Source organism: Caballeronia sp. LZ003 (assembly GCF_031451465.1).
GTDB lineage: Bacteria > Pseudomonadota > Gammaproteobacteria > Burkholderiales > Burkholderiaceae > Caballeronia.
Genome location: NZ_JARUXJ010000004.1, coordinates 197,973 through 220,890 on the forward strand (window position 1 = coordinate 197,973; position 22,918 = coordinate 220,890).

Genomic DNA, 22,918 nt, shown 5'->3' on the forward strand with positions numbered 1-22,918 from the left:
CGACGAACTCACGCAGGCCCTGCAGGCTTTGAGCCTTGCACGCGAGGCGGGCGTGAAGGGCATCGTCTATTTGTCGGTATTCAAGGGCGACGAATATGCGGATGTTCCGCACTTCACGAGCAAGCACACTGTGGAGCGCATGATCGAGCGTGAGGCGCTGCCCGTCACCGTGCTGCGTCCGGCGTATTTCATGCAGAACGACGTGCGCCAGAAAGAGCCGCTGCTGAACGCGGGAATCTTCGGCATGCCTATCGGCGATAAAGGGATTTCGATGGTCGATGTGCGCGATATCGGCGAGGCGGCCGCGCGCGAATTGCTCCGACGCGAACACGCAACCGACGCGCTGCCCGCCGAAACGTACGACCTCGTCGGACCGGAGGCGATCACTGGGACGAGCGTCGCGGCTATCTGGACCGAAGCCTTGCAGCGCCCCATCCGTTACGCGGGCGACGACCTCGCTCCTTTGCAGGCAAGCCTCAAGGCGGCGCCCGAATGGCTCGCATACGACATGCAACTCATGATGCGTCGCTACCAGCGGGAAGGCGCGGTGGCAACGGCCACGCAGATCGAGCGCCTGAGCGCGCTGTTGCAGAGGCCGCCGCGGTCGTATCGCGACTTTGCGCGGGAGACGGCGAGCAGCTGGCTCGACGCTTGAGCGGACGGTTCAGGCGCGCAGATTCCACTTGATGATCGCGCGGGTGTCGCGCTCGAAGCCGAGCACGCTCATCGACGCGGTATCGAGCACGAGATGCGCGCCGAACGTGGCCGTGCCGGTGACCCACTGCGCCGCGAGCACGCGCAGAAAGTGCGCGTGCGAAAAGATGGCGATATGCGTCTTGCCGGAGCCAGTCAGCCGGTCGATCACGGATTGCGCGCGGCGTCCGATATCGGCGGCAATCTCGCCTTGGGGCATGGGGGAAGTCCAGACCGACCAGTCGGGAATTTCCTGGCGGATATCCACGGTCTTCCTGCCTTCGTAGATGCCGTAGTCCCATTCGTGCAGCGACGGCTCGACCTCGGCTTGATCGCCGAGACCCGCGAGCTTGCAGGTCTCCCGCGCGCGGCTCATCGGACTCGTGAGCACGAGATCGAACGACTGGGCGGCGAGCACGGGTGCGAGCGCCGATGCCTGCTTGCGGCCTTCGTCGGTCAAGGGGATATCGGTCGAACCGGTGTGCTGGCCCGACTTGCTCCATTCGGTTTCGCCATGCCGGATCAGCCAGATATGCATGCTGTCGTGGGGTTTGGAATCGGCCATGATGTGGGGAGAGTGGTTCGCGCACACGCGCGGCGTGGCTTGCATGGTAAGGGTTATGGGAGCGTTTGTCAGAGGCGGTGTAAAAGGAGGTGCCGCATGACTATCACGGCGCGGCATCAGAGCTCGTGCTGCCGTTCCTGCGCAAAAACACCCACGCATTAAACCCCGCCCCCATGAACATCAACACGCTCGTCATCGCGAACACCGAATGCATGCCCACGTGCGCCGCGATGAAGCCGCCCGCGAGCGGCCCCGTCACCTGTCCGATGTATTGGGCCGAAGTCGCATAGCCGAGGATATAACCCGCCGCGCTGTCCGGCACGCTATGACGCACCACGCTAGTGATGGCGGGCAAAAGACCGCCGAGCGCAAGCCCCATTAGAAAGCGCAGCACGACGAGCTGCGTGCCGGTCGTGACGAAGATCTGCGGAATCAGCAGCACGCCGCATAACCCGAGACACGCGACGATCACCTTCGTCGCGCCGATGCGGTCCGCCAGCCGCCCGACGCGAGGCGCGGCGAGCACGCTACCCAGCGCGGCGGCGGACATCACGAGGCCCGCGACCAGCGTCACGTTTTTCTGGTCCTGCACCAGTTGCGACACATACACGGTGATGATCGGTTCGATCGACATGTTGGCGAACATCAGCAGCATGGCGCTCGCGAGCATCGCGATGACGGGCGTAAGCTTCGGCACGTCGCGCCAGCCGCTGCTGCGCGCGCGGGCCGGCGAACCCTTCGCGCCATCGGGCATACGGCGCTCTTCCTTCACGAAGAGCGTCGTCATGATGAACGAGCAGAAAATAAGGCCGCCTGCAAGAAAGAAGGTCGAACGGATGCCGATCAGCCCAGGCAGCAGCCCGCCCACGAGCGGGCCGACGAGATTGCCCGCCATCATTCCCGACGCGTGCGTGCCGAGCGCCCACGCGGTGCGGTGCCGTGGCGTCTGCGTCGCGATCATCACGATGGCGCCGCTCGCATAGCCGCCGACGAGTCCCGCGAGAAAGCGGATCGCCACCAGTTGCCAGACCGTCTGCACGACACCGAGCAGCGACATGGTGATCGCCATGCCGAGACTCGCGCGGATCAAAATCGGCTTGCGGCCATATCGGTCGGCAAGACGCCCCCACAAAGGCGCGACGAGACCCGCCGCCAGAAAGGTCGCGCCGAACGCGACGCCCGACCATTGCACCGCGCTCTCCACGGAAGCCGCGCCTAACTGCTGCACGTAAAGCGGCAAAAAGGGCAGGAGGAGCGTCATCGCCATGATGGTGGTGAACGAACCGAACACGCAGACATAGAGATTGCGTTGCCAGTGCAGCGAGCCATCGGCGTGCGGCGGAAAAGTAGCGGACATGTGGATGCGGACAGGAGAGTGAAGTCGAGTTCCCGTGAATGTCGCAGATTTCATGGCGATGCGCTTGGCCACGACGACGCGGCATGCATCGTGCAACGGCCCTGGGCGCGTTACGATGAACGCGCCACGAGTCCACGACCGATGGAGAACGCCGAGTGAAGATCGCGAGTTTCAACATCAACGGCATCCGCCCGCGCCTGTCCGCCCTGCTCGGGTGGCTCGAACGCGAGGAGCCGGATATCGTCTGTCTGCAGGAGCTGAAAGCAACCGATGCGCAGTTTCCCGCCGCCGATATCGAGAAAGCGGGCTACGGCGCGCTGTGGCACGGTCAGGCATCGTGGAACGGCGTCGCCATTCTCGCCAAGGGCGCGGAACCGATCCTCAGCCGGCGCGGATTGCCAGGTGGCGAAGACGACACACATAGCCGCTACATCGAGGCCGCGGTCAATGGTTTGCTGATCGGATGTCTTTATCTTCCGAACGGCAACCCGCAGCCCGGCCCGAAGTTCGACTACAAGCTCGCGTGGTTCGAGCGCCTCAACGCGCACGCGGCCGCTTTGTTGAAGAGTGGCCATCCTGTCGTGCTCGCGGGCGATTACAACGTCATTCCCACCGACGAGGATATCTACAACACCCGCTCATGGAAAAAGGACGCGCTATTGCAGCCCGAGAGTCGCGCGGCTTACGAGAAGCTGTTGGCGCAAGGCTGGACCGATGCATTGCGCAAGCATTTTCCGAATGAGCGTATCTATACGTTCTGGGATTATTTTCGGCAGCATTGGCAGACGAACTCGGGTTTGCGCATCGATCATCTCTTGCTGAGCAAGGACCTCGCGCCGAAGCTGAAAGATGCGGGCGTCGACACGTGGGTGCGTGGCGAGCCGCATGCAAGCGATCATGCGCCAACGTGGATCGTGCTGAAGGAAGGGCGCGGCGGCGCGCGCCCGAAGAAGAAGGCGGCGGACGCTTGAGGCGCGTCAGCTCGATCTTTTCGATGCCGCGCGTGTTGCCTTCGTGACAGCGGTCTGCGCGCTCTGTGTGATCTCGCCGCTCGCATCGAGAATGACGCCGCTGGTTTGCTCCGCGGTTGTAGTCGCGGTGTCGGCGAGATCGGTGATGACGGCGCCCGTGGACTGCGCGGCTTCGGTGGCGTCGGTCGTGGCGGTATCGAAGAGACCCTTCAGTTTGATGCCATTTTGCTCATACTGACTGCGCACTTCGCCGACGACGTCAGCTTCCGTCGACGTGATGATCGACAACACATGCTGTCCGTACGATGCCGCTTTCTGCGGGAACTGCGCGAGCATGATCGACTGCCAGCCGAAGACATCGCCGGCGCTGGCTTCATCGCCCGCTTTCAGAAGCGCGTTGCTTTCCTCGACCATTTTATTGACGGTCTGCACGTTGAGTTCGGCGAGCGCCTGCATGGTGCTCGCGAATCGGCCGCTGATAGTGAGAAACGCCTGTAGATTGGCGCGAGCAAGCGATGGCATCTGGTAGGCGAATTGACCGGGGTATTGGAACATTTGGCGCTCCTTGCAGGATTGGTTATGTTCGCGGCGCTCGTGCCGCATGCGATCAATGAGACGTGACGGTGTAGCGCCGGTTCCCTCGATCCCGCGCGAAATTTTGCTGACACTCGTGCTTATGCGACAACGCGAAGAAGTGTCGCTGAACCGTCACTCCTCCCCCTGCCTCAAACTCAACGGCATTTCCCCCGCAATCTCGCGCTCGACATCCGCCGCCGCTCTGCCGCGATTGAAGAACGCATTGAGCAGAATCGCAAACACGGCAGCAAGCGTGATGCCGCTGTGCGTCAGCGGCCCGGCCCACGGCGGCATGTGCGCAAAGAACGTCGGCGCGACGAGCGGAATCACGCCCACGCCCAGACTGATCGCGATGATCAGCAAGTTGTTCTTGCTCTCGTAATCGACCTTGCCGAGTATCTTCACGCCCGTGGCCGCGACCATGCCGAACATCGCGATTCCCGCGCCGCCCAACACGACCACGGGAATCGATGCGATCAAATTCGACAGCTTCGGCAAGAGCCCGAGCAATATCAGGATCACGCCCGATACCGCGACCACCCAGCGGCTCTTCACGCCCGTAATCCCGACGAGTCCGATGTTCTGCGAAAACGAGCTATGCGGAAACGTATTGAAGATGCCGCCGATCACCGTGCCGAGGCCATCGGTGCGTAAGCCACGCGTCGCGTCGCCGCGCGATACCGGCCGCCCCGCGAGATCGCCCAGCGCGAGAAACATGCCGAGCGATTCCACCATGATGACGACCATCACGAGACACAGCGACGCAATCGCCGCGATATCGAAAGTCGGCCAGCCGAAAGCGAACGGCCGTACCGGAGAAAACCATGCCGCTTGAGCGGTGCCCGAGACATCGACGAGTCCGAGCGCCAACGCGACCGCGAAGCCAATCGCCATGCCGAGCAGCACGGAGATATTCGCGAGAAAGCCGCGCAGATACTTGTTGATGACGAGAATCGCCAGCAGCACGATGCCCGCGATCATCAAGTTCTTCGGATCGCCGAAATTAGGCGCGCCGCGCCCGCCGCCCGCCCAGTTGATCGCCACCGGAAAGAGCGTCATGCCTATGGTCAGGATGATCGTGCCCGTGACGATAGGCGGAAAGAAGCGCATCAGCCGCCCGAAAAATGGCGCGATGAGTATGGCGAACACGCCCGCCGCGATGGTCGCGCCGAAGATGGCGGTGAGCCCCGCGCCCGACGAAGCCATGGCGACCATCGGCCCGACCGGCGCGAAACTCACGCCCATGATGACCGGCAAGCGAATGCCGAATTTCCATACGCCGATGCACTGCACCAACGTCACGATCCCGCACGCGAAGAGGTCCGAGCTGATGAGAAACGCGACCTGATCCTTCGGCAGCTTGAGCGCCGCGCCAATGATGAGCGGCACCGCAATCGCGCCCGCATACATCACGAGCACGTGCTGTATGCCCACTGCAAGCATGGCGGGCAAGGGCAGCACTTCATCGACGGGATGGGTCATGTGGGCCATGTGCGCTCCGCAAGTTTCATGGTTGTCCTGCTCCGGGCGAGTATTGCACCGGCACGCTCCTGGAAAAATATTCGCGCCGCTATAGATGGCATGCAATGGCGCATCGACGCGCCGACTCAAGCGGCGAACGGCCAAACCTTCGCCGCTTTCGGTACGAATGTGCTGGCGCCAGAGTGGATGGACTACACTCTTTCTCGCGCGCGGCGTCATGGGTTGCTTGGAGTTTTTTTGCTTGCCGCTGGCGCATCGTTTCGGTCGTACCGGAGCCAGTCACGATGAACCTGTTGCTCGTCGACGATAATGAAGCCTGCATCGAGACTCTCGCCGATATCGCGACGAGTCTCGGGCACACCGCTGCCATTGCGTACGACGGCGCCGGTTGTCTGGCGCTCACGAGTCACACACGTTTCGACCGCATCTTTCTCGACATTTCCCTGCCCGACGCCGACGGCCGCGACATCTGCAGCCGGATTCGCGCCGCCGGTCTTTCGCGCGACGCCCGCATCATCGCAATGACGGGTCACTCCGATTTCGTCGATGGCAGCGGCGAAACGGGATTCGACGGTTATCTCCTCAAGCCCATCAGCCTCCAGGCGCTGGAACTGTTCCTGCTGACGCGCTGACTTGGTTTGATTGCATGGGATAGTTTTGACCGACTTCTGTCCATCCCGGATCGAACGACCGGAAGCAATTGCCGATCGCTTGCGAATCGCTTTATCGAGCTAGCGAAAATGCGCGGAAGGCACGCGCCAAAAGGCTTCGCAGACTGTCGATTTTTGAGACGACGTGCTACATTCCGAGCGCCTTTGCGTTGCTTTCGGTCATTCGCAGTTCTGCGCGGCCGATCGTTGCAGCGCAAAAGCGCTATCGCCCGGCGCGGCTCGCCAGTCATCCTACGGACGCGCGCATAAAAACATTCGCACAGGAATCTCGGCATGGATATGGTCGGCGGAACTCGGCTAGCCCAATTGTTCAACAGCAACCAGGCGGGACTGCTCGCCGAGTGGATCACGCAGCAGCATGCAATCGCATCGCGGCGCGGACTGGTCGGCGAAGCGGAGTTGCGCAATCAGTTCGGACAGTTCGTCGAACTCATGGTGGCCGCGCTCGGCGCGAGCGACACGGTCGACTTCGAATCGAGCGCGTGGCAGGAAGTGCGCGCATTTCTCGCCGATATGTCCGGCCAACGCGCGCGTCAGGGTTTCTCGCCGGTCGAGACCGCGATGTTCGTGTTCTCGCTGAAGCAGCCTCTGTTCGCGCGCCTACGCGCATCGCTCGAAGGCGAGCCCGCCACGCTTGCCGATCTCACCTGGACCATCAGCACACTCTTCGACGCACTCGGGCTCTACACCACCGAAGTGTTCCAGGCGAGCCGTGAGCAAGTGATCGTACGTCAGCAACAAGAGTTGCTCGAACTGTCCACGCCTGTCGTGCAACTGTGGGACGGCATCCTCGCGTTGCCGCTCATCGGCACGCTGGATTCGGCGCGCACGCAGGTGGTCATGGAAAACCTGCTGCAGAAGATCGTCGAGACGGGCGCCGCCATCTCGATCATCGACATCACGGGCGTGCCGACCGTCGATACGCTCGTCGCGCAGCATCTGCTGAAGACCGTGGCGGCGGCGCGTTTGATGGGCGCGGACTGCATCATCAGCGGGATTCGGCCGCAGATTGCGCAGACCATCGTGCATCTGGGCGTGAACCTGTCCAACGTCACGACGAAGGCGACGCTCGCGGCGGCGTTCGTCGTCGCGCTGCAGCGCACCGGCAAGTCGCTCTCCGTCGAAAACACGCAGCGCGGGGGCAAGAGCGGCGCATCCGGCACAGCAGGCCCGGCGGGTTCGTACGACGCGCTGCAAGCCGAATGACGGCGCGCGTCGACAACCGCCACGCACAACGCGATTAGAAAGACCGAACGGGGCCAGCGATGGAACGCATTCCGATTCTCACGATGGGCAAGCTGCTGCTCGTCACCATTCAAGTGGACATGCACGACCGTCTTGCGCTCACGCTGCAGGACGATCTGACGAGCCGTATCGTGAAAGATGGCGCGCGCGGCGTGCTGATCGACATTTCTTCACTCGACGTGGTCGATTCGTTCATCGGCCGCATGATCGGCAACACGGCGGCCATGGCGCGCGTGCTCGATGCGCAGACGGTGGTCGTCGGCATGCAGCCATCGGTTGCGATCACGCTCGTGGAACTCGGGCTCGCGCTGCCGGGCGTGCGCACCGCGCTGAACGTCGAGAAGGGCATGGCGCTGCTCAATCAGAGCATCTACTGACGGCCGCATGTGACGCCTTCCATGACGACCTTCACTTCATCAGCCGCGCAAGCCGCCTCGACGTCGCCCATCACGCTGCCGATCCGCTCCGACGAGCAGATCGTGCGCTTGCGTCAGCTCGTGCGCGAAAAAGCCGTCGCGCAGGGCTTGTCGCTCATCGATCAGACCAAGTTCGTGACGGCCGCAAGCGAGCTGGCACGCAACACGCTCATCTACGGTGGCGGCGGCGACGTGCATTGCTTACTCGTCGAGCGCAATGGGCGCCGCGGCCTCAAACTCGAATTCGTCGATCAGGGGCCCGGTATTCCGGATATCGCCCGCGCGTTGTCCGACGGCTTCACCTCGGGTCATGGTCTCGGGCTTGGTCTGGGCGGCGCAAAGCGCCTGTGCGACGAGTTTGAGATTCGCTCGGCGCCGGGCGAGGGCACTTACGTTTCGATTACCAAATGGAAACCGTTTTGAAGGAATCGATGGCCGCGCAGCAGCGCTTCGAAATCGCGGAGGCGAGTCAGATCGCCTTCGCCCGGCGCGCTATCGGCGAACTCGCGCGCGGCCTCGGTTTCAACGAGACGGTCGCGGGAAAACTGGCGATCGTCGTGACCGAATGCAGCACCAATCTGCTGAAGCATGCCGAGCGCGGCGAGTTGCTGGTGCGGCCGCTCGAAGATAGCGGGCGTTACGGCATCGAAGTACTGTGCATCGACAGCGGACCGGGAATCGCGGATCTTTACCGGTGCTTCGAGGACGGTTACACGACCGCTGGCAGCCCGGGCAACGGCATGGGCGCGATCAAACGTCTGTCCGACGAACTCGACATCTGGAGCCAGCCGGGACAAGGCACGGTGCTGCGCACGGTGTTCTGGAGCGGCGAAGCCAACCATGCGGCACCGGCGCGCGTGACGTATGGCGTAGTCAATCTGCCGCTCGAAACCGAAACCGTTTCCGGCGATGCCTGGTCCTGCCACATGGGCGAGAACGACTTCACCGTGCTCGTCGCCGATGGCCTGGGGCACGGTCCGCTTGCCAATCTCGCGGCAATCGAAGCGGCGAAAATTCTGGGCACGGACGGCGACGCATCGCTCGAACGCATCATGGAACTGGCAAACGGCGCGCTGCGCACCACTCGCGGCGCGGCAGTGGGCATCGCGCGCGTGCCGTTTGCCAGTGACTCGGCGGCGGTCGCGTTTGCGGGCATCGGCAATATTTCGGCGAGTGTGTGGTCGCTCGACACGCACAAGCATCTGGTCTCGCACAGCGGCATTGTCGGGCACGCGGCGCGGCGTGCGCAGCAATTCGCGACGCCTTATCCCGCGCACGCGCTCATCGTGCTGCATTCGGACGGGCTTACGTCGCGCTGGGATCTCGCGCGTTATCCGGGTTTGAATCTGCGCCATCCTTCGCTAGTTGCGGCGCTTTTGTATCGCGATTTCACGCGCGGCCGCGACGACGTCACGGTTTTTGTCGCGCGCATGGGCGTGCGTGCGCCATGACGACGCGCCTCTATTCGATGCGGCTCGAAAGCGAGCACGATATCGTCGCGGCGCGGCGCAAGTCGCGCGATGCGAGCGCGGGACTCGGTTTCTCGTCGCAGGATCAGACGCGCATCGCGACTTCGGTGCTGGAAGCGGCTCGCACGGTGCTGCTTGCAGGCACGTCCGCACGCGCCGATTTTCTCGTCGATACGGACACGCGGCCGGCCCGCTTCGTCGTGCGCTTTTTTGCAAGCGCCGGTGCGGGCGAGCGTCTGCGCGCGGTCAGAACCGACGATTCGCAAGCCGCGCTCGGCCTGCTCGCGGCACAGCGATTGATGGACGAATGCGCCATCGCCGAGGAAGCCGACGGCGGCACGTCTATCTCGCTCGCGAAGGCGCTGCCGGACAACGCGCCCTTCGATGCAACGTCGGCCCGCTCGGTCGCCGACACGCTCTCCGCTTCCACGGACGTCGATTCCACCGCTGAATTGCAGCGTCAGAACCGCGAATTGATCGGCGCGCTGGCCGACTTGCGCGAGCGTCAGGAAGAACTCACGCATCTCACGCGCGAACTCGAAGATACGAATCGCGGCGTGGTGGCGCTTTATGCCGAACTGGATGCACGCGCCGATCATCTGCGTCGCGCGGACGAGTCCAAGTCGCGCTTTTTGTCGAACATGAGTCACGAGTTCCGCACGCCGCTTTCGTCGATCCGTGCGTTGTCCAAGCTCTTGCTCGAACGTATCGACGGCGAGCTGACCGAGGAGCAGGAAAAGCAGGTGCGCTTCATTCGCCGGGCGGCGGAAGACTTGTCCGAAACGGTCGATGACCTGCTCGACCTCGCCAAGATCGAAGCGGGCAAGATCGACGTGCGCCCCGTCGAATTCGAAGTCGATACGCTTTTTTCCGCGCTGCGCGGCATGCTGCGGCCGCTTTCACCGGGTGGCGCGGTCGACTTGATTTTCGATTCGTGCGTGGGCCTGCCGCCCATTCGCACCGACGAAGCGAAGGTCGCGCAAGTGCTGCGAAACTTCGTGTCGAACGCGCTCAAGTTCACGGAGCGCGGCGAAGTGCGCGTAAGCGCGAGTTACGACGAAGCGCGGCGGCTGATCACGTTCGCGGTCGCCGACACGGGCATCGGCATCGCGGCCGAACATCAGCACGTGGTGTTCGAGGAATTCGGCCAGGTCGAGAACCGGCTGCAGCAATACGTCAAAGGCACGGGGCTCGGTTTGCCGCTGTGCCGCAAGCTCTGCAAGCTGCTTGGCGGCGATGTGTCGCTCACGAGCGAACCGGGGCGCGGCTCGACCTTCAGCGCGACCATGCCCGCTTATTACGGCGACGAACACGACATCGCGCATACCGAACATTCCGCCGCCGACGACCCTCGTCCGATGGTGCTCGTCGTCGCGAGCAATCCGATCGAGCGACTCGATTGCGAAGCGGCCTTGCGGCAGTCGCCGTATCGCGCGATGACGGCCGCGACGCTCGACGAAGCGACCCGCGCGCTTACTCGCACACCGCCCGCCGCGCTTTTGTTGACCGTGCGGCCCGCGCCGGTCGAAGCGTGGACGTGGCTCGCCGCGTTGCGCGCGCAGGCGGCCATGCGCAACCTGCCGATCGTCGTGCTCGGCGAGGCCGAGGACCGTGGCGAGGCGGAAGCGTTGGGCGCGGCGGCGTTCATCGGCAAACCGGTGGCGGGCAGTGAACTCGCGAGTGTGCTCGCGGCGGTGACGGACGCGCACCGCGCTTACGGAACAGAGTCATGACGAGCGACTGGAGCGAGGTGCTGATCCTCAACGTCGACGACAACGACGGCGCGCGCTATGCGAAAACGCGAATTCTGTCGCGCGCGGGGTTCAATGTCATCGAAGCCGCTACCGGCACGACGGCGCTCGAACGCGTGCGCGCCGAATCGCCCGACCTCGTTTTGCTCGACGTGAAACTGCCCGATATCCACGGGCTCGAAGTGTGCCGGCTCATCAAGGCTTCGCCGGAGACGGCGGGCACGCTCGTGCTGCAGACATCGGCGGCGGCCGTGCATAGCCTCGATCGCATTCGCGGTCTGGAAGGCGGCGCGGACAGTTACCTCACCGAACCCGTCGAGCCCGCCGAATTGATCGCGCATGTGCGTGCGTTGTTGCGCGTGCGGCTTGCGGAAAGCGCGTTGCGGGAAAGCGAGGAGCGGTTTCGTCAGCTTGCCGAGAATATCGACGATATTTTCTGGATGCTCGATCCCGCGACCAATCAGTTGCTCTACGTGAGCCCCGCTTACGCGCGCCTGTGGGATACGCGCGAGGGTGCGCCGCTGCCGACGCCGGGCGTGGATCACTGGTCCAACGAAGTGCATCCGCTCGACCGCGAACATGTGGGCGCGGCGTACCGGGAACTGGCGGCGCACGGCACGCCTTATCAGGAAGAGTTTCGCGTCACGGGTGCCGAGGGCGGTCCGCGCTGGATGGCCGAGCGCGCGTTCCCGATACGCGGCGTGGGCGGACGGCCAGATCGCATCGCGGGCATTGTCAACGATATTTCCGAGCGCAAGGCTGCGGAAATGCTGCTGCGCGACGCCGATCGCCGCAAGGACGAATTCCTTGCGATGCTCGCGCACGAGTTGCGCAATCCGCTCGCGCCAATACAAAACGCCGTCGATTTGCTCGATCCGAAGCGCAAGCCTTCGCCGCAGCACTTTGAAACGGTGCGTACGATCATCGACCGTCAGGTACGGCATTTGAGCCGTCTTGTCGACGATCTGCTCGATGTCGCGCGCATCACGCAAGGCAAGATCACGCTGCGTCAGGAAGCGGTGGATGTGGCAATGGCAATCGAAGCGGCCATCGAAACCGCGCAGCCCGCGCTGCAGAGAAAACGCCATACGCTCACGACCAAGCTCGGCGATTTGCCGTTATTTATCGTGGGCGATAGCGTGCGGATTGCGCAGGTGTTCGGCAACCTGTTGTCGAATGCATCGAAGTACAGCGTCGAGGAAGGCGAGATCGAGATCGAGACGGCGCGGGTCGGCGACCAGGCGCGCATCAGCGTGCGCGACAAGGGCATCGGAATTGCCGCCGACATGCTGCCGCATATCTTCGATTTGTTCGTGCAGTCGGAGACATCGCTGGAGCGTTCGGAAGGCGGGCTCGGCATCGGCTTGCCGCTTGCGAGGACGCTCGTCGAGTTGCAGGGCGGACGTATTGAAGCGTATTCGGCGGGACTGCAACAGGGCAGCGAGTTCGTCGTGTGGTTGCCGCTTGCGTGTGGGCCGCAGGCGGTGCCGGTTCCGCGTGTCGAGATCGCGCCGGGATCGAGCGGCGGCAGACGCGTGCTGCTCGTGGATGACAGCGTGGACGCGGCAACCGCCATGGGTCTTCTGCTCGAAGCCGATGGCTACGATGTGCGCGTCGTCCACGATGCGACGGCTGCGCTCGAGATCAGCGAGACATTCGCGCCGCAGATCGTGCTGCTGGATATCGGCTTACCGGGGATGGATGGATTCCGCCTCGCCTGCGAGATGCGCAAGCGTCCGGCGACCGCGGATGCGCTCTTGATCGCGGTGACGGGTTATGGACAGGCGCATGACCGGCAACGGTCGAAGGAAGCCGGGTTCGATCATCATCTCGTGAAGCCGGTGGCGTTCGAGGAAATTCAGAAGGCGGTGGCGGGGCGGTTTGGGGCTTGAACGCCTGCCGGCTAGCGTTCGCGGCGTGCGCGTTTCATCTCGAGGTATAACCGATTCGCCACTGGATCGTTCGCCATGTATGCAACGTCTTCGCCGCTGCTTTCCATTTGGCCATCGAGACCGGGTAACGCGGTGAGATGCGCAAGCAGACCGGTGTGAGAGACGGCATCGACAATCAACGGCGCGAAATAGCTATCGAGATGCTTGTCCGCCGGGCTCTCGATTTCCTTTGTGAGCGCTTCCAGATAGGCTTCTTTACGCGATGCGCTCCAGTTGATCGCGAAATTGGCCCGGTAACAAAGCTCGGCATGAACGATCAGCATGGTGCGGCCGTTTCCGTCGAGAAACGGATGCGCCCAGGCGAATGCGCCCATCACGGTTCCAGGCGCTTCTCGCATCTTCAGCGGATGGTTGCCGATGGCAAGACCCCATTCAACCGCGCGTTGACATTGTTCCGACGCTTCGAACTGAATGCGTTGCCCCTTGCCGACGAGTCTTGCCACGCCTAGCGAGTAACGATCTTTTCCCGCCCAGGGATAGAACTCGTCGAACAGAATTCCGTGGACCTCGAGGAAATGCTCATAAGCAATGTTGCCTCGCACCGAGCGCAAAAATGTCAGTGCCTTTTCGAGGTTTGCTTCGAAGAAGCCGTGCTCCTGATACTTCAGCTCGTCGAGATCCTTGATGCGTTCAACGTTACGCAGATAGCCTGCCGTCTCGTAGTCCCCGAACGGGTCGAACACGCCTCACCTCTTTCAAATGATTGGTCATCAAGCGTGCGAACTGACGCGCGTTGACAATGTCGTTCTTCTTCAGCAACACGAGCAACTTCCCTGTCAAGTCGAAGTCGACGTCGTCTCCAGCGGCGCGTGTCACAGCTTCCGCGAAGTCATCGAGCCCGGAGCGCCGGTATTCGATGCCATGCGACTTCGCAAGGCGCTCTACGAAACTCGCAACGCCTTGAGTGGGCAGCTCGTCGATATTCGCGGGCAGCCCGGGCGTTTTGGTAACGTCTGTCTCGGCGCGCGGACGGACCACGTATTGCACCTGAATGCCGTCCCACCCGAGCTTGCGCTGAGTCCGGTTTGTTCCGATATCGACCAGGCAAACAGCGCGATCGCGTTCGCGCCGAATGGTCAAGCCGATGACATGCACGCCTAGTTTGTCGAACACTTCGAGAAGCAATATTTCCAGCCGCACTGCAAGTCGCGCTTTGCCCGCCGAATCTGGAACCGCCTTTGCAAAAATTCCGGCTCCTAGTCTAACCAGCCGGCCATCGTCGATTTGATGCTGTATTGCCGTACTGAGGTGGGAGGCACTCGCAAGACCACTCAAGTCACGGCGAAGCACGACATTGCCTGCGCGTTTCTTCAATGAGATCGACAGCTTGCTATCCAGGTTCATGAAGCACCTCGGTTCGTCGACAAGGTAGTCATTATAAAACGATAAAAACGATTTAGATACATGAAGTTAGACGCGCATTAATTGCCTGATTACCAGCAACATATGCACCTTGCTTTAACGTGTGATGCGCGTTTTCACCTATCAATCCCTCGTTGACTCCACGCCCATCACGTCCCACACTTCACTCCAAGCAAGTGTGATCACAGGTCACACAAACCATACGAAACCAAACCGGAGGCTGTGTTGGCGACTCGCACGACGACAGACCTTCCCGCGCTCGAAGTCGTGGCGCGCGAAACCATGGCCGGGCGCGTCTATGCGCAGTTGCGCGAGGCAATCATGACCGGCCGCTTCGCGCCTGGCCAGTTGCTGAGTCTGCGCAGCGTCGCGGAAGCGGTCGGGTCATCCACCATGCCGGTACGCGCCGCGCTCACGCGCCTGCAAGCGGAAGGCGCGCTGATCGACGGCGCCGGACGCGCGCTGATGGTCCCGCCCATGACGCTCGAATTGCTCGAGGAATTGCGCGACGTGCGCATCGCGCTGGAAGGCGCGGTCGCGAAACGCGCGGCATCGCGCATGAGCCGCGCGCATCTCACGCAATTGCAGGAAGTGTTCGACGAGATGGATGCCTACGTCGAAGCCGGCGATGCATCCGCTTATCTGCGCAGCAACTTCGAATTCCATATCGCGATCTACACGCACGGCGCAAGCGATCTCACGCTCGCGACCATTCAAAACTTGTGGATGCGCATCGGCCCGTTTCTGAACCTCGTCGCGCCGGACATTCCGCACATGCGCAAGTCGATGGCCGCGCATCGGCATATCGTCGATGCGCTTTGGCGCGGGGATGGCGAAGGCGCGCGCGCGGGCATCGAGGAAGATATCGGCGATGCGGCGGCCGATCTACAGGAACGGCTTCCGGCCGCTCATTCGGAAAGCGGCAACGGCGAGCAAAAGGCAAGCGCCTGAGTTTGTATTTAACGATAACAATGACGGAGACATGATGACGGTTCTTCAGATGCTGAAACCGCACGCGGGTTTGCGCGTGCTCGTGACAGGCGGCGCATCGGGCATCGGGCTCGTGATTGCGCGGGCCTTCGTCGATGCCGGCGCGCGCGTGCACGTGTGCGATGCGAGTCAGGAAGCCATCGACGCACTCGCCGAAGCCGAAGCCAGCACGGAACTCAACGCGATCACTTCGACGCTCGCGGATGTGTCGGATAAAGCAGCCGTGGAGCGCGTCTTCGCCGATGTCGAACGCGAGCTCGGGGGTCTCGACGTGCTTCTGAATAACGCGGGAATCGCGGGACCGACAGGCGGTATCGACGAGCTCGACGAGAAGGATTGGGAAGACACGGTCGATATCAACCTCAACGCGCAGTTCTATTTCGCGCGTCGCGCGGTGCCGCTTCTGAAGCAGGCGCGCGATGGCGGCGCGATCATCGCGCTGTCGTCGGTTGCGGGCAGGCTCGGCTACGCCTTTCGCACGCCGTATGCCGCAACCAAGTGGGCGGTGGTCGGCATGACCAAGAGTCTTGCCATTGAACTCGGACCGTCGAACATTCGCGTCAATGCAATTCAGCCGGGCATCGTGAAAGGGCCGCGTATCGAGCGCGTGATCGCGGCGCGTGCGAAGCAACTGAATCTGCCTTACGAAGAGATGGAGAAGCAATATCTCGCGAAGATTTCGCTACGCCGCATGACGACGCCCGAGGAAGTCGCAGCCACCGCCTTGTTCTTGTGTTCGCCGGGCGGCAGCGGCATCTCGGGGCAGGCCATTTCGGTGTGCGGCAACGTCGAAGTGCTCTAAACCAAGGAGACGACATGGCAACGAGACGCAAGGTCATCATCACGTGCGCGCCCACGGGCGCAATTCATACGCCGTCGATGTCGCCGTATCTTCCGGTCACGCCGCAAGAGATCGGCGATGCGGCGCTCGCCGCCGCCAAGGAAGGCGCCGCGATTCTGCATCTGCACGCACGCGATCCGAACGATGGTCATCCCACGCAAGACCCCGCCGTGTTCCAGGAATTTCTGCCGCGCATCAAGGCCGAAACGAACGCCGTCATCAATCTGACGACGGGCGGCAGTCCGCACATGACGGTGGCCGAGCGTCTGAAGCCCGCGCATCACTTCAAGCCCGAAGTGGCGTCGCTCAACATGGGTTCGATGAACTTCGGTCTCTACCCGATGCTGGACCGCTTCAAGGATCTGAAGCACGAGTGGGAGCGCAAGCATCTGGAGAACAGCCGCGATCTCGTGTTCAAGAACACGTTCGCGGATATCGAATACATCCTCACGTCGTGCGGTGCGAACGGCACGCGCTTCGAATACGAATGCTACGACATCTCGCATCTCTATAACCTCGCGCATTTCGTCGATCGCGGGCTCGCCAAGCCGCCTTTCTTCGTGCAAAGCGTGTTCGGTCTGCTCGGCGGTATCGGGCCGCATCCGGAAGACCTCGCGCACATGCGCCGTACCGCCGACCGTCTCTTCGGCAAGGACTATGTCTGGTCGATTCTCGGCGCGGGCCGTAACCAGATCACGCTCGGCTCCATTGGTCTCTCGCAAGGTTCGAACGTGCGCGTGGGCCTGGAAGATTCGTTGTGGATAGAACCGGGCAAGCTCGCCGAATCGAGCGCGGCGCAAGTGCGCAAAATTCGCCAGGTTATCGAAGGACTGTCGCTCGACATCGCCACGCCTGACGAAGCGCGTGAGATGCTGAAGCTGAAGGGCGCAAGCGAAACCAACTTCTGAGCCAGAGGGCATCGTGAACGACAGGGCAAAGCTGAAAGTAGTCGCGATGCCGACGGGCTGGCTGACCGTCGATCGCTCGTCGCAAGTGTATGGCCGCTATTTCGGCCAGCAGATCAAGGTGCCGGTGTGGTCCACGGCAATCGTCGGGGCCGGCAAGAAGATCGTCGTCGATACCGGCATTCATGATCCGGGCTGGGTTTCGAACTTCGTGTGTCCGTGCGAGCAGGCGCCCGAAGAGAAGCTCGAACGCGCGCTCAAGGAGTACGTGGGATGGAGCGCGGATGACGTCGATATCGTCATCAACACGCATCTGCATTACGACCACTCGGGCGGCAACACGCTCTTTCGCAACGCACGCTTCATCGTGCAGGCAAGCGAATGGGAATACGCGGGGCATCCATTGCCGACGCAGGCCACGTATTACCAGGAGTTTCTGATCGGCCGCGAGCCGCTGGCGTATTTTCGGTGGCAGTTCGTGCATGGCGTGGCCGACATCGTGCCGGGCGTGCGCGTGGTGCCGACGCCGGGACATACGCCGGGGCATCAGTCCGTCGCGGTGGACACCGAAGACGGCGTCGTGCTGATCGCGGGCGACTGTGCGAACTGCATGGAGAACATCGTGGATCTGGTGCCCGTTGGCATCGTGCATGAAACGCTGGCGGAGTTCAGCTCGCTTTCGCGGATTCGCCAGATCGCGGATTTCGTCATACCCGGACACGATCCCAACGTCGTGCCCGGCAGCGCGGGTATTGCACTGCCGGCGAGCGCTCGCTTGCCGCATGTTCCGAAGTAAAAGCGCGCAATAGCAGAAGCGGTAAAAACCATACGAAGACCCGGAGGAAGACATGAAAGCATTGACGCAGACAATTCGTCGTGCGAAACGCACGACGTTCGGTTTGGCGCTCGCGACGACGCTCGGTATCGCGATGACAGGGCAGGCCGCAGCGGCGGACAAGTACAAGGTGTTTCTGTCGATGAGCTATGTCGGCAACGACTGGCAGACCGAAGCTGCGAACATGGTGAAGGCAATGGCCAACACGCCAGCGCTCAAGGACAAAGTCGATCTCGAAGTGCAGGTCGCGGGCACCGACGCACAGAAGCAGATTCAGCAGATCAACTCGATGGTGCAGGCAGGCGCGAAAGCCATCGTGATCTACCCGATCTCGCCGACGGCGCTCAATCGCGCGATCAAGAACGCGTGTTCCAAGGGCGTGGTGGTCGCGGCGTACGACGGCGAAGTGACCGAGCCGTGCGCGCATAACGTGACCATCGATCAGCATCAGGCAGGCACCGTCACCGCGGAATGGCTCGCGAAGACCATCAACGGCAAAGGCAATATCGTGGTCGTCAACGGCGTGCCGGGCACGTCGGTGGACCGCGCGCGCACCGAAGCGGCAAAGGCCGTGTTCGCGAAGTTCCCCGGCATCAAGATAGTCGCCGAAGGCACCGGCATGTGGAGCCAGGCGACGGCGCGCACCGAACTCTCGAAGATTCTCGCGACGAATAGCTGGGACAAGATCGACGGCCTGTGGATGCAGGTCGGCTGCTTCACGGCGGCGTCGATGCAGCTCGAAGCCGGTATCGCCGATGACAAGATCAAGCCGTGCGCGGGCGAATCGTCGAACGGGCATCGTGTGCAGATGCTGCCGCCGGGAACGGTCAAGGGCGAGGGCACGTATCGCTCGATCGGGTATCGCTCGATCTCGTATGGCGCGCCGCCGTACTCGGGCGCCATGGCGCTCAAGATGGCCGTGCAGAAGCTCGACGGCAAGGACTTTCCGCCGCGCGTGACGCTCAAGCTGCCGCTCGTGCTCACGCAGGATTCGAAGCTGTGCAAGACGGGCAGTATCGAGGAACTGAAAGCGGGCTGCACGGCCTTCATGCCGGACAAGGTGCCGCCGGGCTGGTTCGCCGACATCTATTCGGAAGACACGAAGGAAGTGGGCTTCAACGCGGCGCTCACCGGCAATCAGGACTGAGCGACATCTAAAGGTTAAGGGAGGCAAGCGATGACATCCCTTGCGATCGACCTGTCGAACGTGACGAAGCGCTTCGGCGCCACTGTCGCGCTCGACGGGGCGTCGTTCTCCGTCAAACGCGGCGCGGTGCATGCGCTGCTCGGCGAGAACGGCGCGGGCAAGTCCACCACGGTGAAGCTGCTGTCGGGTCTCATGCAGCCCGACGCCGGCAGCATTCGCGTGATGGGTCGGGACGTGGCGATGAAAGGCCCGAAGGACGCGCATCGGGCGGGCGTGCAGACCGCGTTTCAGGAGATGACCCTCGTGCGCGATCTCACCGTCGCGCAGAATCTGTTGATGTCGTACGAGCCGACCGGCTTTCTCGGGCGCATCAGGAAGCGCGAGGCGCAACGCCAGGCGGCCGAATGGCTCGACAAGCTGGAACTGTCGGACGTGCGTCCTGGCGCTTATATACGCGACCTTTCCTTGCCGGTGCGGCAGAAGATCGAGATCGCCAAGGCCATCGTGCGCGCGCCGCAAGTGTTGCTGCTCGATGAACCGACGTCCGCTTTATCGGGCCGCGACGTGGCGTGGCTATCGCGCCGTATCGACGAGATGAAGGCGCAGGGCGTGACCTTCGTGTTCATCTCGCACCGGATGCAGGAAGTGCGCGAGTTCTGCGACAGCCTCACGGTGTATCGGAATGGCAAGGACGTCGGTGCTTTCGATACCGCCGATATCTCCGATGACGAAGTCATTCGTCTCGTGATCGGCCGCTCGATGGAAGCGAAGTATCCGCCGAAGGTCACGCCGCCTGTGCTGACGGAGAACCACGGCGCGCCTGCAATTGAAGCACGCGGCATACGTGTCGATGGCGTCGTGAGCGACTTCGATCTCAAGCTGAAAGTGGGCGAAGTGCATGGCATCGCGGCGTTGCAGGGCATGGGCCAGCGCGAGATGTTCGAGGCGCTCTTCGGCGCGAGCTTCATCGACGATGGCGAGATTCGTATCGACGGCAAGCCGGTTACGTTGACGTCCACGGCGGATTCGCTCAAGGCCGGCGTCGCGACGAGCTTCCTGCCTGAAGACCGCAAGACCGAAGGCTTGTTCCTGCGCTTGCCGGGCGGCGAGAACGTATCGCTGCCGGTGATCGGACGCTACTCGCGTTTCGGCTTGATCGACCGCAAACGCGAACAGGCGGCCATACGCCGCTCGCTTGCGCAGATGGAAGTGAATCCGCGTGCGCTCTACAAGCCGTGTCTTTCTTTCTCGGGCGGCAATCAGCAAAAGATCGCGATGGCCAAATGGCTGCTCACGCAAAGCCGCGTGTGGCTCATGTTCGACCCGACGCGCGGTATCGACGTAGGCACCAAGCATCAGATATTCGTTTTGATGCGTGCGTTCGCGGCGGCGGGCGGCTCCGTGCTGTTCTATTCGACGGACGTGCCCGAACTCGTCAACGTGTGCGACTGCGTGTCGGTGATGTATCGCGGCCGCAATGCGGGCGAGCTCGAAGGCGAGGCGCTTACCGAAGAGAACGTGATGCGCAAGATGCTATCCAGTTGAGGAGTTGCATATGAAAATAGCCATAGCGTCGCCAGAAAGCGAGATCGTGAGGCCCGGCGCGCGCGTGGGAATCGGCGCACGCATCGACCATCATCGCGGGCTCATCATCGCGATCGGTGCGTTGCTCGCCATGCTCATTGCGTGGGTCGCGCTATCCGCCACGCCGGTCGGCATGTACGACATCGGTTCGGTCATATCGAGCAGCACGACGCTCGCGCTCGCGGCCATCGGGCAGACCATCGTCGTGCTGTCGGGCGGGTTCGATTTGTCGGCGTCGGCGGTCGTGTCGCTGGCCAACGTGCTCGCGGTGCGCTTCGTGCAAGGCTCGCCCGTCGAGCAGTGGGCGGGCGTCGCGCTCATCATCGCCATAGGCGGCGGCATCGGCCTCGTCAACGGCGCGCTGATCGCGTGGTTCCGCTTGCAATCCATTGTCGTTACGCTCGCGACGATGTTCATGGTGCAAGGCGTCACGCTGCTCATCCAGAACAAGCCGGGCGGCAGCATCGGCGAACAATTCGGCGGCTTTCTCACGGCCGACCTGATTCCCGACAAGATACCGATGTCGGCTGTCCTGCTCGTCGTGGCTTTGCTCGTGTGGTCGTTCATCAAGCGCACGCGCTTTGGCGTCGGTCTCTATGCGCTTGGCAGCGACCCCGATGGCGCGTATGCCAACGGCATGCCGGTCACGCGTTATCGCATCGCGACCTATGCGCTCGCAGGCATGTTCTACGCGGCAGCGGGCCTATACGTGTCGGCGCAGACGGGCTCGGCCGATCCGCTCGTCGGCCGCCCGCTCCTGCTTTCCATGTTCACGGCGGTCGTGCTCGGCGGCACGTTGCTTGGTGGCGGTCGTGGCGGTTGCGTTGGAAGCGTGTTCGCCGCAATGACGCTGATGATCACGGTGAACATTCTGCTCGTCTTGAACGTATCGGCGTTCTTCACGACGATTGCCGAAGCCGTGATCCTGATTCTCGCGGTGCTCGGTTCTTCCATCGGCAAGCAGTCGGCGGCGCACGAGTGCGCGCGGCAGGCTTCGCAATGGCTCAAGGCCGTGCGAACGGGCACGCGTGCACGCGATGACGGCCATGCGCGGCACGTGGCGTTCGAAGTCGGCGATTATCGTCCCATCGAGAACAAGGAGTTGAAGGGCCGCGCGATCCCGGACTGGATCGAGCGCAATCGCGAATGGGTCAAGTACGTGATTCCCGCGTACCTGCTGTTCTTCGGCGTGGTCGTCATCACGGGCTTCGTCTATGGTCCGGGCGTGCTGATCAGCGCGAACTTCTATAGCAGCCTGCTCACGCTGACCTTGTTTCTCGCGGTCCTCGGTCTCGGTCAAGGCGCGGTCATTCTCACCGGCGGTCTCGATCTGTCGATGCCGTGGCTCATCACGCTATCGGGCGTACTGTTGACGGGACTCACGCATGGCTTGAACGGCGCCGCGGTCTGGGCGGTGCCGGTCGTGCTCGGCGTGGGCCTGCTCGTGGGCATCTTCAACGGCGTGGGCGTCGTCATGCTCGGCTTGCCGCCGATTGTCGTGACGCTGGCGGCGAACGGCCTGCTGCAAGGTCTCACGCTCATCTATTGCAATGGCTCACCGCAAGGCTGGACGCCGTCCGTGATCAGCGAGTTCGTCAATGCTCGTCTCGGTCCGCTGTCGCTAGCCGCCTGGAGCGTGCCCCTGTTTCTCGCGATTGCCTTGTTGTTGTTGCATCGGACGCCGTTCGGCAGGCGCGTCTATGCGGTCGGCAATTCGCCGATTGCCGCGCGTCTTTCCGGCGTGCGCGTCGGCTCCACGTTGATCGCGGTGTATTGTCTTTCGGGTCTGTGTTCCGCGCTCGTCGGCTTGCTGCTCGCGGGCTTCAGTTCGCAGGCGTTTCTCGGCATGGGCGATCCTTATCTCTTGCCTTCCATTGCCGTGGTCGTGGTCGGCGGCGCGCTCATCACGGGCGGACGCGGTCACTATCTCGGCGTGTTCGGCGGAGCGCTTCTGCTTACCGCGCTCGGCACTTTGCTCGCGGGCACGACCGTGCCGCCAGCGGTCCGCGACATCATCAATGGCCTCGTCGTTCTCGCCGCGGTGATTACGTTGCGCGACAAGCGAGGTTGACGAGCCGCTCATAAAAACCGGAGGAGACACAAGAA

General features: G+C 62.6%; 22 protein-coding genes. 17 read left to right on the plus strand and 5 right to left on the minus strand.

Annotated features, from left to right (window positions below; all coding sequences use genetic code 11):
• Window positions 1–655, plus strand: a 655-nt coding sequence (locus QCE79_RS25070) for an NmrA family NAD(P)-binding protein (protein ID WP_309848426.1), incomplete at its 5' end; no start/stop codon positions are given.
• Between the two features lie 9 nt (window positions 656–664).
• On the opposite strand, the gene QCE79_RS25075 is transcribed toward QCE79_RS25070, so the two are convergent.
• Entirely contained in the window at window positions 665–1,258 is a 594-nt protein-coding gene (locus QCE79_RS25075; protein WP_250467498.1) for a histidine phosphatase family protein, read from the minus strand.
• Window positions 1,259–1,361: 103 nt separating this feature from the next.
• Window positions 1,362–2,615 carry an MFS transporter gene (locus tag QCE79_RS25080; protein ID WP_309848429.1) on the minus strand — a complete coding sequence of 418 codons (1,254 nt, stop codon included), beginning with the start codon at window positions 2,613–2,615 and terminating at the stop codon, window positions 1,362–1,364.
• A 155-nt stretch (window positions 2,616–2,770) separates the two neighbouring features.
• Here QCE79_RS25080 and QCE79_RS25085 point away from each other — a divergent pair, with 155 nt between their 5' ends.
• A complete protein-coding gene (locus QCE79_RS25085) occupies window positions 2,771–3,586 on the plus strand; it encodes an exodeoxyribonuclease III (RefSeq protein ID WP_309848434.1) in 816 nt (271 codons plus the stop codon).
• A 6-nt stretch (window positions 3,587–3,592) separates the two neighbouring features.
• Here QCE79_RS25085 and QCE79_RS25090 read toward each other — a convergent pair whose 3' ends face one another.
• The gene (locus QCE79_RS25090; protein WP_250467495.1) at window positions 3,593–4,141 is read right to left on the minus strand and encodes a phasin family protein; all 549 of its coding nucleotides are present in this window, start codon (window positions 4,139–4,141) and stop codon (window positions 3,593–3,595) included.
• A 153-nt stretch (window positions 4,142–4,294) separates the two neighbouring features.
• Entirely contained in the window at window positions 4,295–5,653 is a 1,359-nt protein-coding gene (locus tag QCE79_RS25095) for a nucleobase:cation symporter-2 family protein (protein ID WP_309848438.1), read from the minus strand.
• A 275-nt stretch (window positions 5,654–5,928) separates the two neighbouring features.
• Between QCE79_RS25095 and QCE79_RS25100 the strand changes: the two genes are divergently transcribed.
• The 7 genes from QCE79_RS25100 (at window position 5,929) to QCE79_RS25130 (ending at window position 13,088) form a co-directional block, all read left to right on the plus strand.
• Window positions 5,929–6,276 (plus strand): response regulator, encoded by a 348-nt coding sequence (locus QCE79_RS25100; protein WP_309848441.1) that lies wholly within the window; start codon window positions 5,929–5,931, stop codon window positions 6,274–6,276.
• Between the two features lie 312 nt (window positions 6,277–6,588).
• Window positions 6,589–7,521 carry an STAS domain-containing protein gene (locus tag QCE79_RS25105; RefSeq protein ID WP_244828744.1) on the plus strand — a complete coding sequence of 311 codons (933 nt, stop codon included), beginning with the start codon at window positions 6,589–6,591 and terminating at the stop codon, window positions 7,519–7,521.
• A gap of 59 nt (window positions 7,522–7,580) precedes the next feature.
• Window positions 7,581–7,937 carry an STAS domain-containing protein gene (locus QCE79_RS25110; RefSeq protein ID WP_244828743.1) on the plus strand — a complete coding sequence of 119 codons (357 nt, stop codon included), beginning with the start codon at window positions 7,581–7,583 and terminating at the stop codon, window positions 7,935–7,937.
• Window positions 7,938–7,958: 21 nt separating this feature from the next.
• Window positions 7,959–8,399, plus strand: a complete 441-nt coding sequence (locus tag QCE79_RS25115) for an anti-sigma regulatory factor (RefSeq protein WP_244828742.1) — start codon at window positions 7,959–7,961, stop codon at window positions 8,397–8,399.
• Window positions 8,384–9,427 (plus strand): ATP-binding SpoIIE family protein phosphatase, encoded by a 1,044-nt coding sequence (locus tag QCE79_RS25120; RefSeq protein WP_250467494.1) that lies wholly within the window; start codon window positions 8,384–8,386, stop codon window positions 9,425–9,427. Before QCE79_RS25115 ends, QCE79_RS25120 begins: the two co-directional genes overlap by 16 nt.
• Entirely contained in the window at window positions 9,424–11,178 is a 1,755-nt protein-coding gene (locus QCE79_RS25125) for an ATP-binding protein (RefSeq protein ID WP_309848446.1), read from the plus strand. The genes QCE79_RS25120 and QCE79_RS25125 overlap by 4 nt, the downstream gene beginning before the upstream one ends.
• A complete protein-coding gene (locus QCE79_RS25130; RefSeq protein ID WP_309848448.1) occupies window positions 11,175–13,088 on the plus strand; it encodes a response regulator in 1,914 nt (637 codons plus the stop codon). Before QCE79_RS25125 ends, QCE79_RS25130 begins: the two co-directional genes overlap by 4 nt.
• Before the next feature lie 11 nt (window positions 13,089–13,099).
• On the opposite strand, the gene QCE79_RS25135 is transcribed toward QCE79_RS25130, so the two are convergent.
• Complete coding sequence (locus tag QCE79_RS25135; protein WP_309848450.1) at window positions 13,100–13,831, minus strand: Fic family protein; 732 nt, start codon at window positions 13,829–13,831, stop codon at window positions 13,100–13,102.
• Between the two features lie 16 nt (window positions 13,832–13,847).
• Between QCE79_RS25135 and QCE79_RS25140 the strand changes: the two genes are divergently transcribed.
• The 8 genes from QCE79_RS25140 to QCE79_RS25175 all read left to right on the plus strand — a co-directional run bounded on the left by QCE79_RS25140 (window position 13,848) and on the right by QCE79_RS25175 (window position 22,883).
• On the plus strand, window positions 13,848–14,249 hold the full coding sequence (locus tag QCE79_RS25140) for a hypothetical protein (protein WP_309848452.1): 402 nt from the start codon (window positions 13,848–13,850) through the stop codon (window positions 14,247–14,249).
• 543 nt (window positions 14,250–14,792) lie between these two features.
• Window positions 14,793–15,461 (plus strand): GntR family transcriptional regulator, encoded by a 669-nt coding sequence (locus tag QCE79_RS25145; RefSeq protein ID WP_284503398.1) that lies wholly within the window; start codon window positions 14,793–14,795, stop codon window positions 15,459–15,461.
• Between the two features lie 34 nt (window positions 15,462–15,495).
• Window positions 15,496–16,302, plus strand: a complete 807-nt coding sequence (locus QCE79_RS25150) for an SDR family oxidoreductase (protein ID WP_244829725.1) — start codon at window positions 15,496–15,498, stop codon at window positions 16,300–16,302.
• Between the two features lie 14 nt (window positions 16,303–16,316).
• Window positions 16,317–17,249, plus strand: a complete 933-nt coding sequence (locus QCE79_RS25155) for a 3-keto-5-aminohexanoate cleavage protein (RefSeq protein ID WP_250467488.1) — start codon at window positions 16,317–16,319, stop codon at window positions 17,247–17,249.
• Between the two features lie 46 nt (window positions 17,250–17,295).
• A complete protein-coding gene (locus tag QCE79_RS25160) occupies window positions 17,296–18,042 on the plus strand; it encodes an N-acyl homoserine lactonase family protein (RefSeq protein ID WP_284503887.1) in 747 nt (248 codons plus the stop codon).
• A 52-nt stretch (window positions 18,043–18,094) separates the two neighbouring features.
• Entirely contained in the window at window positions 18,095–19,228 is a 1,134-nt protein-coding gene (locus tag QCE79_RS25165; protein WP_309848455.1) for a sugar ABC transporter substrate-binding protein, read from the plus strand.
• A gap of 30 nt (window positions 19,229–19,258) precedes the next feature.
• On the plus strand, window positions 19,259–20,773 hold the full coding sequence (locus QCE79_RS25170) for a sugar ABC transporter ATP-binding protein (protein WP_250526983.1): 1,515 nt from the start codon (window positions 19,259–19,261) through the stop codon (window positions 20,771–20,773).
• 10 nt (window positions 20,774–20,783) lie between these two features.
• On the plus strand, window positions 20,784–22,883 hold the full coding sequence (locus QCE79_RS25175; RefSeq protein WP_250467485.1) for an ABC transporter permease: 2,100 nt from the start codon (window positions 20,784–20,786) through the stop codon (window positions 22,881–22,883).
• Window positions 22,884–22,918: the final 35 nt, after the last annotated feature.

Excerpts from the sequence above, each read along its gene's own strand:
- QCE79_RS25095 (WP_309848438.1), bottom strand. The coding sequence starts at position 5,653 with ATGGCCCACATGACCCATCCCGTCGATGAAGTGCTGCCCTTGCCCGCC.
- QCE79_RS25140 (WP_309848452.1), top strand. The coding sequence starts at position 13,848 with ATGATTGGTCATCAAGCGTGCGAACTGACGCGCGTTGACAATGTCGTT.
- QCE79_RS25080 (WP_309848429.1), bottom strand. The coding sequence starts at position 2,615 with ATGTCCGCTACTTTTCCGCCGCACGCCGATGGCTCGCTGCACTGGCAA.
- QCE79_RS25145 (WP_284503398.1), top strand. The coding sequence starts at position 14,793 with ATGGCCGGGCGCGTCTATGCGCAGTTGCGCGAGGCAATCATGACCGGC.
- QCE79_RS25110 (WP_244828743.1), top strand. The coding sequence starts at position 7,581 with ATGGAACGCATTCCGATTCTCACGATGGGCAAGCTGCTGCTCGTCACC.
- QCE79_RS25125 (WP_309848446.1), top strand. The coding sequence starts at position 9,424 with ATGACGACGCGCCTCTATTCGATGCGGCTCGAAAGCGAGCACGATATC.
- QCE79_RS25100 (WP_309848441.1), top strand. The coding sequence starts at position 5,929 with ATGAACCTGTTGCTCGTCGACGATAATGAAGCCTGCATCGAGACTCTC.
- QCE79_RS25170 (WP_250526983.1), top strand. The coding sequence starts at position 19,259 with ATGACATCCCTTGCGATCGACCTGTCGAACGTGACGAAGCGCTTCGGC.
- QCE79_RS25115 (WP_244828742.1), top strand. The coding sequence starts at position 7,959 with ATGACGACCTTCACTTCATCAGCCGCGCAAGCCGCCTCGACGTCGCCC.
- QCE79_RS25150 (WP_244829725.1), top strand. The coding sequence starts at position 15,496 with ATGACGGTTCTTCAGATGCTGAAACCGCACGCGGGTTTGCGCGTGCTC.
- QCE79_RS25155 (WP_250467488.1), top strand. The coding sequence starts at position 16,317 with ATGGCAACGAGACGCAAGGTCATCATCACGTGCGCGCCCACGGGCGCA.
- QCE79_RS25160 (WP_284503887.1), top strand. The coding sequence starts at position 17,296 with ATGCCGACGGGCTGGCTGACCGTCGATCGCTCGTCGCAAGTGTATGGC.
- QCE79_RS25090 (WP_250467495.1), bottom strand. The coding sequence starts at position 4,141 with ATGTTCCAATACCCCGGTCAATTCGCCTACCAGATGCCATCGCTTGCT.
- QCE79_RS25075 (WP_250467498.1), bottom strand. The coding sequence starts at position 1,258 with ATGGCCGATTCCAAACCCCACGACAGCATGCATATCTGGCTGATCCGG.
- QCE79_RS25175 (WP_250467485.1), top strand. The coding sequence starts at position 20,784 with ATGAAAATAGCCATAGCGTCGCCAGAAAGCGAGATCGTGAGGCCCGGC.
- QCE79_RS25165 (WP_309848455.1), top strand. The coding sequence starts at position 18,095 with ATGAAAGCATTGACGCAGACAATTCGTCGTGCGAAACGCACGACGTTC.
- QCE79_RS25130 (WP_309848448.1), top strand. The coding sequence starts at position 11,175 with ATGACGAGCGACTGGAGCGAGGTGCTGATCCTCAACGTCGACGACAAC.
- QCE79_RS25120 (WP_250467494.1), top strand. The coding sequence starts at position 8,384 with ATGGAAACCGTTTTGAAGGAATCGATGGCCGCGCAGCAGCGCTTCGAA.
- QCE79_RS25105 (WP_244828744.1), top strand. The coding sequence starts at position 6,589 with ATGGATATGGTCGGCGGAACTCGGCTAGCCCAATTGTTCAACAGCAAC.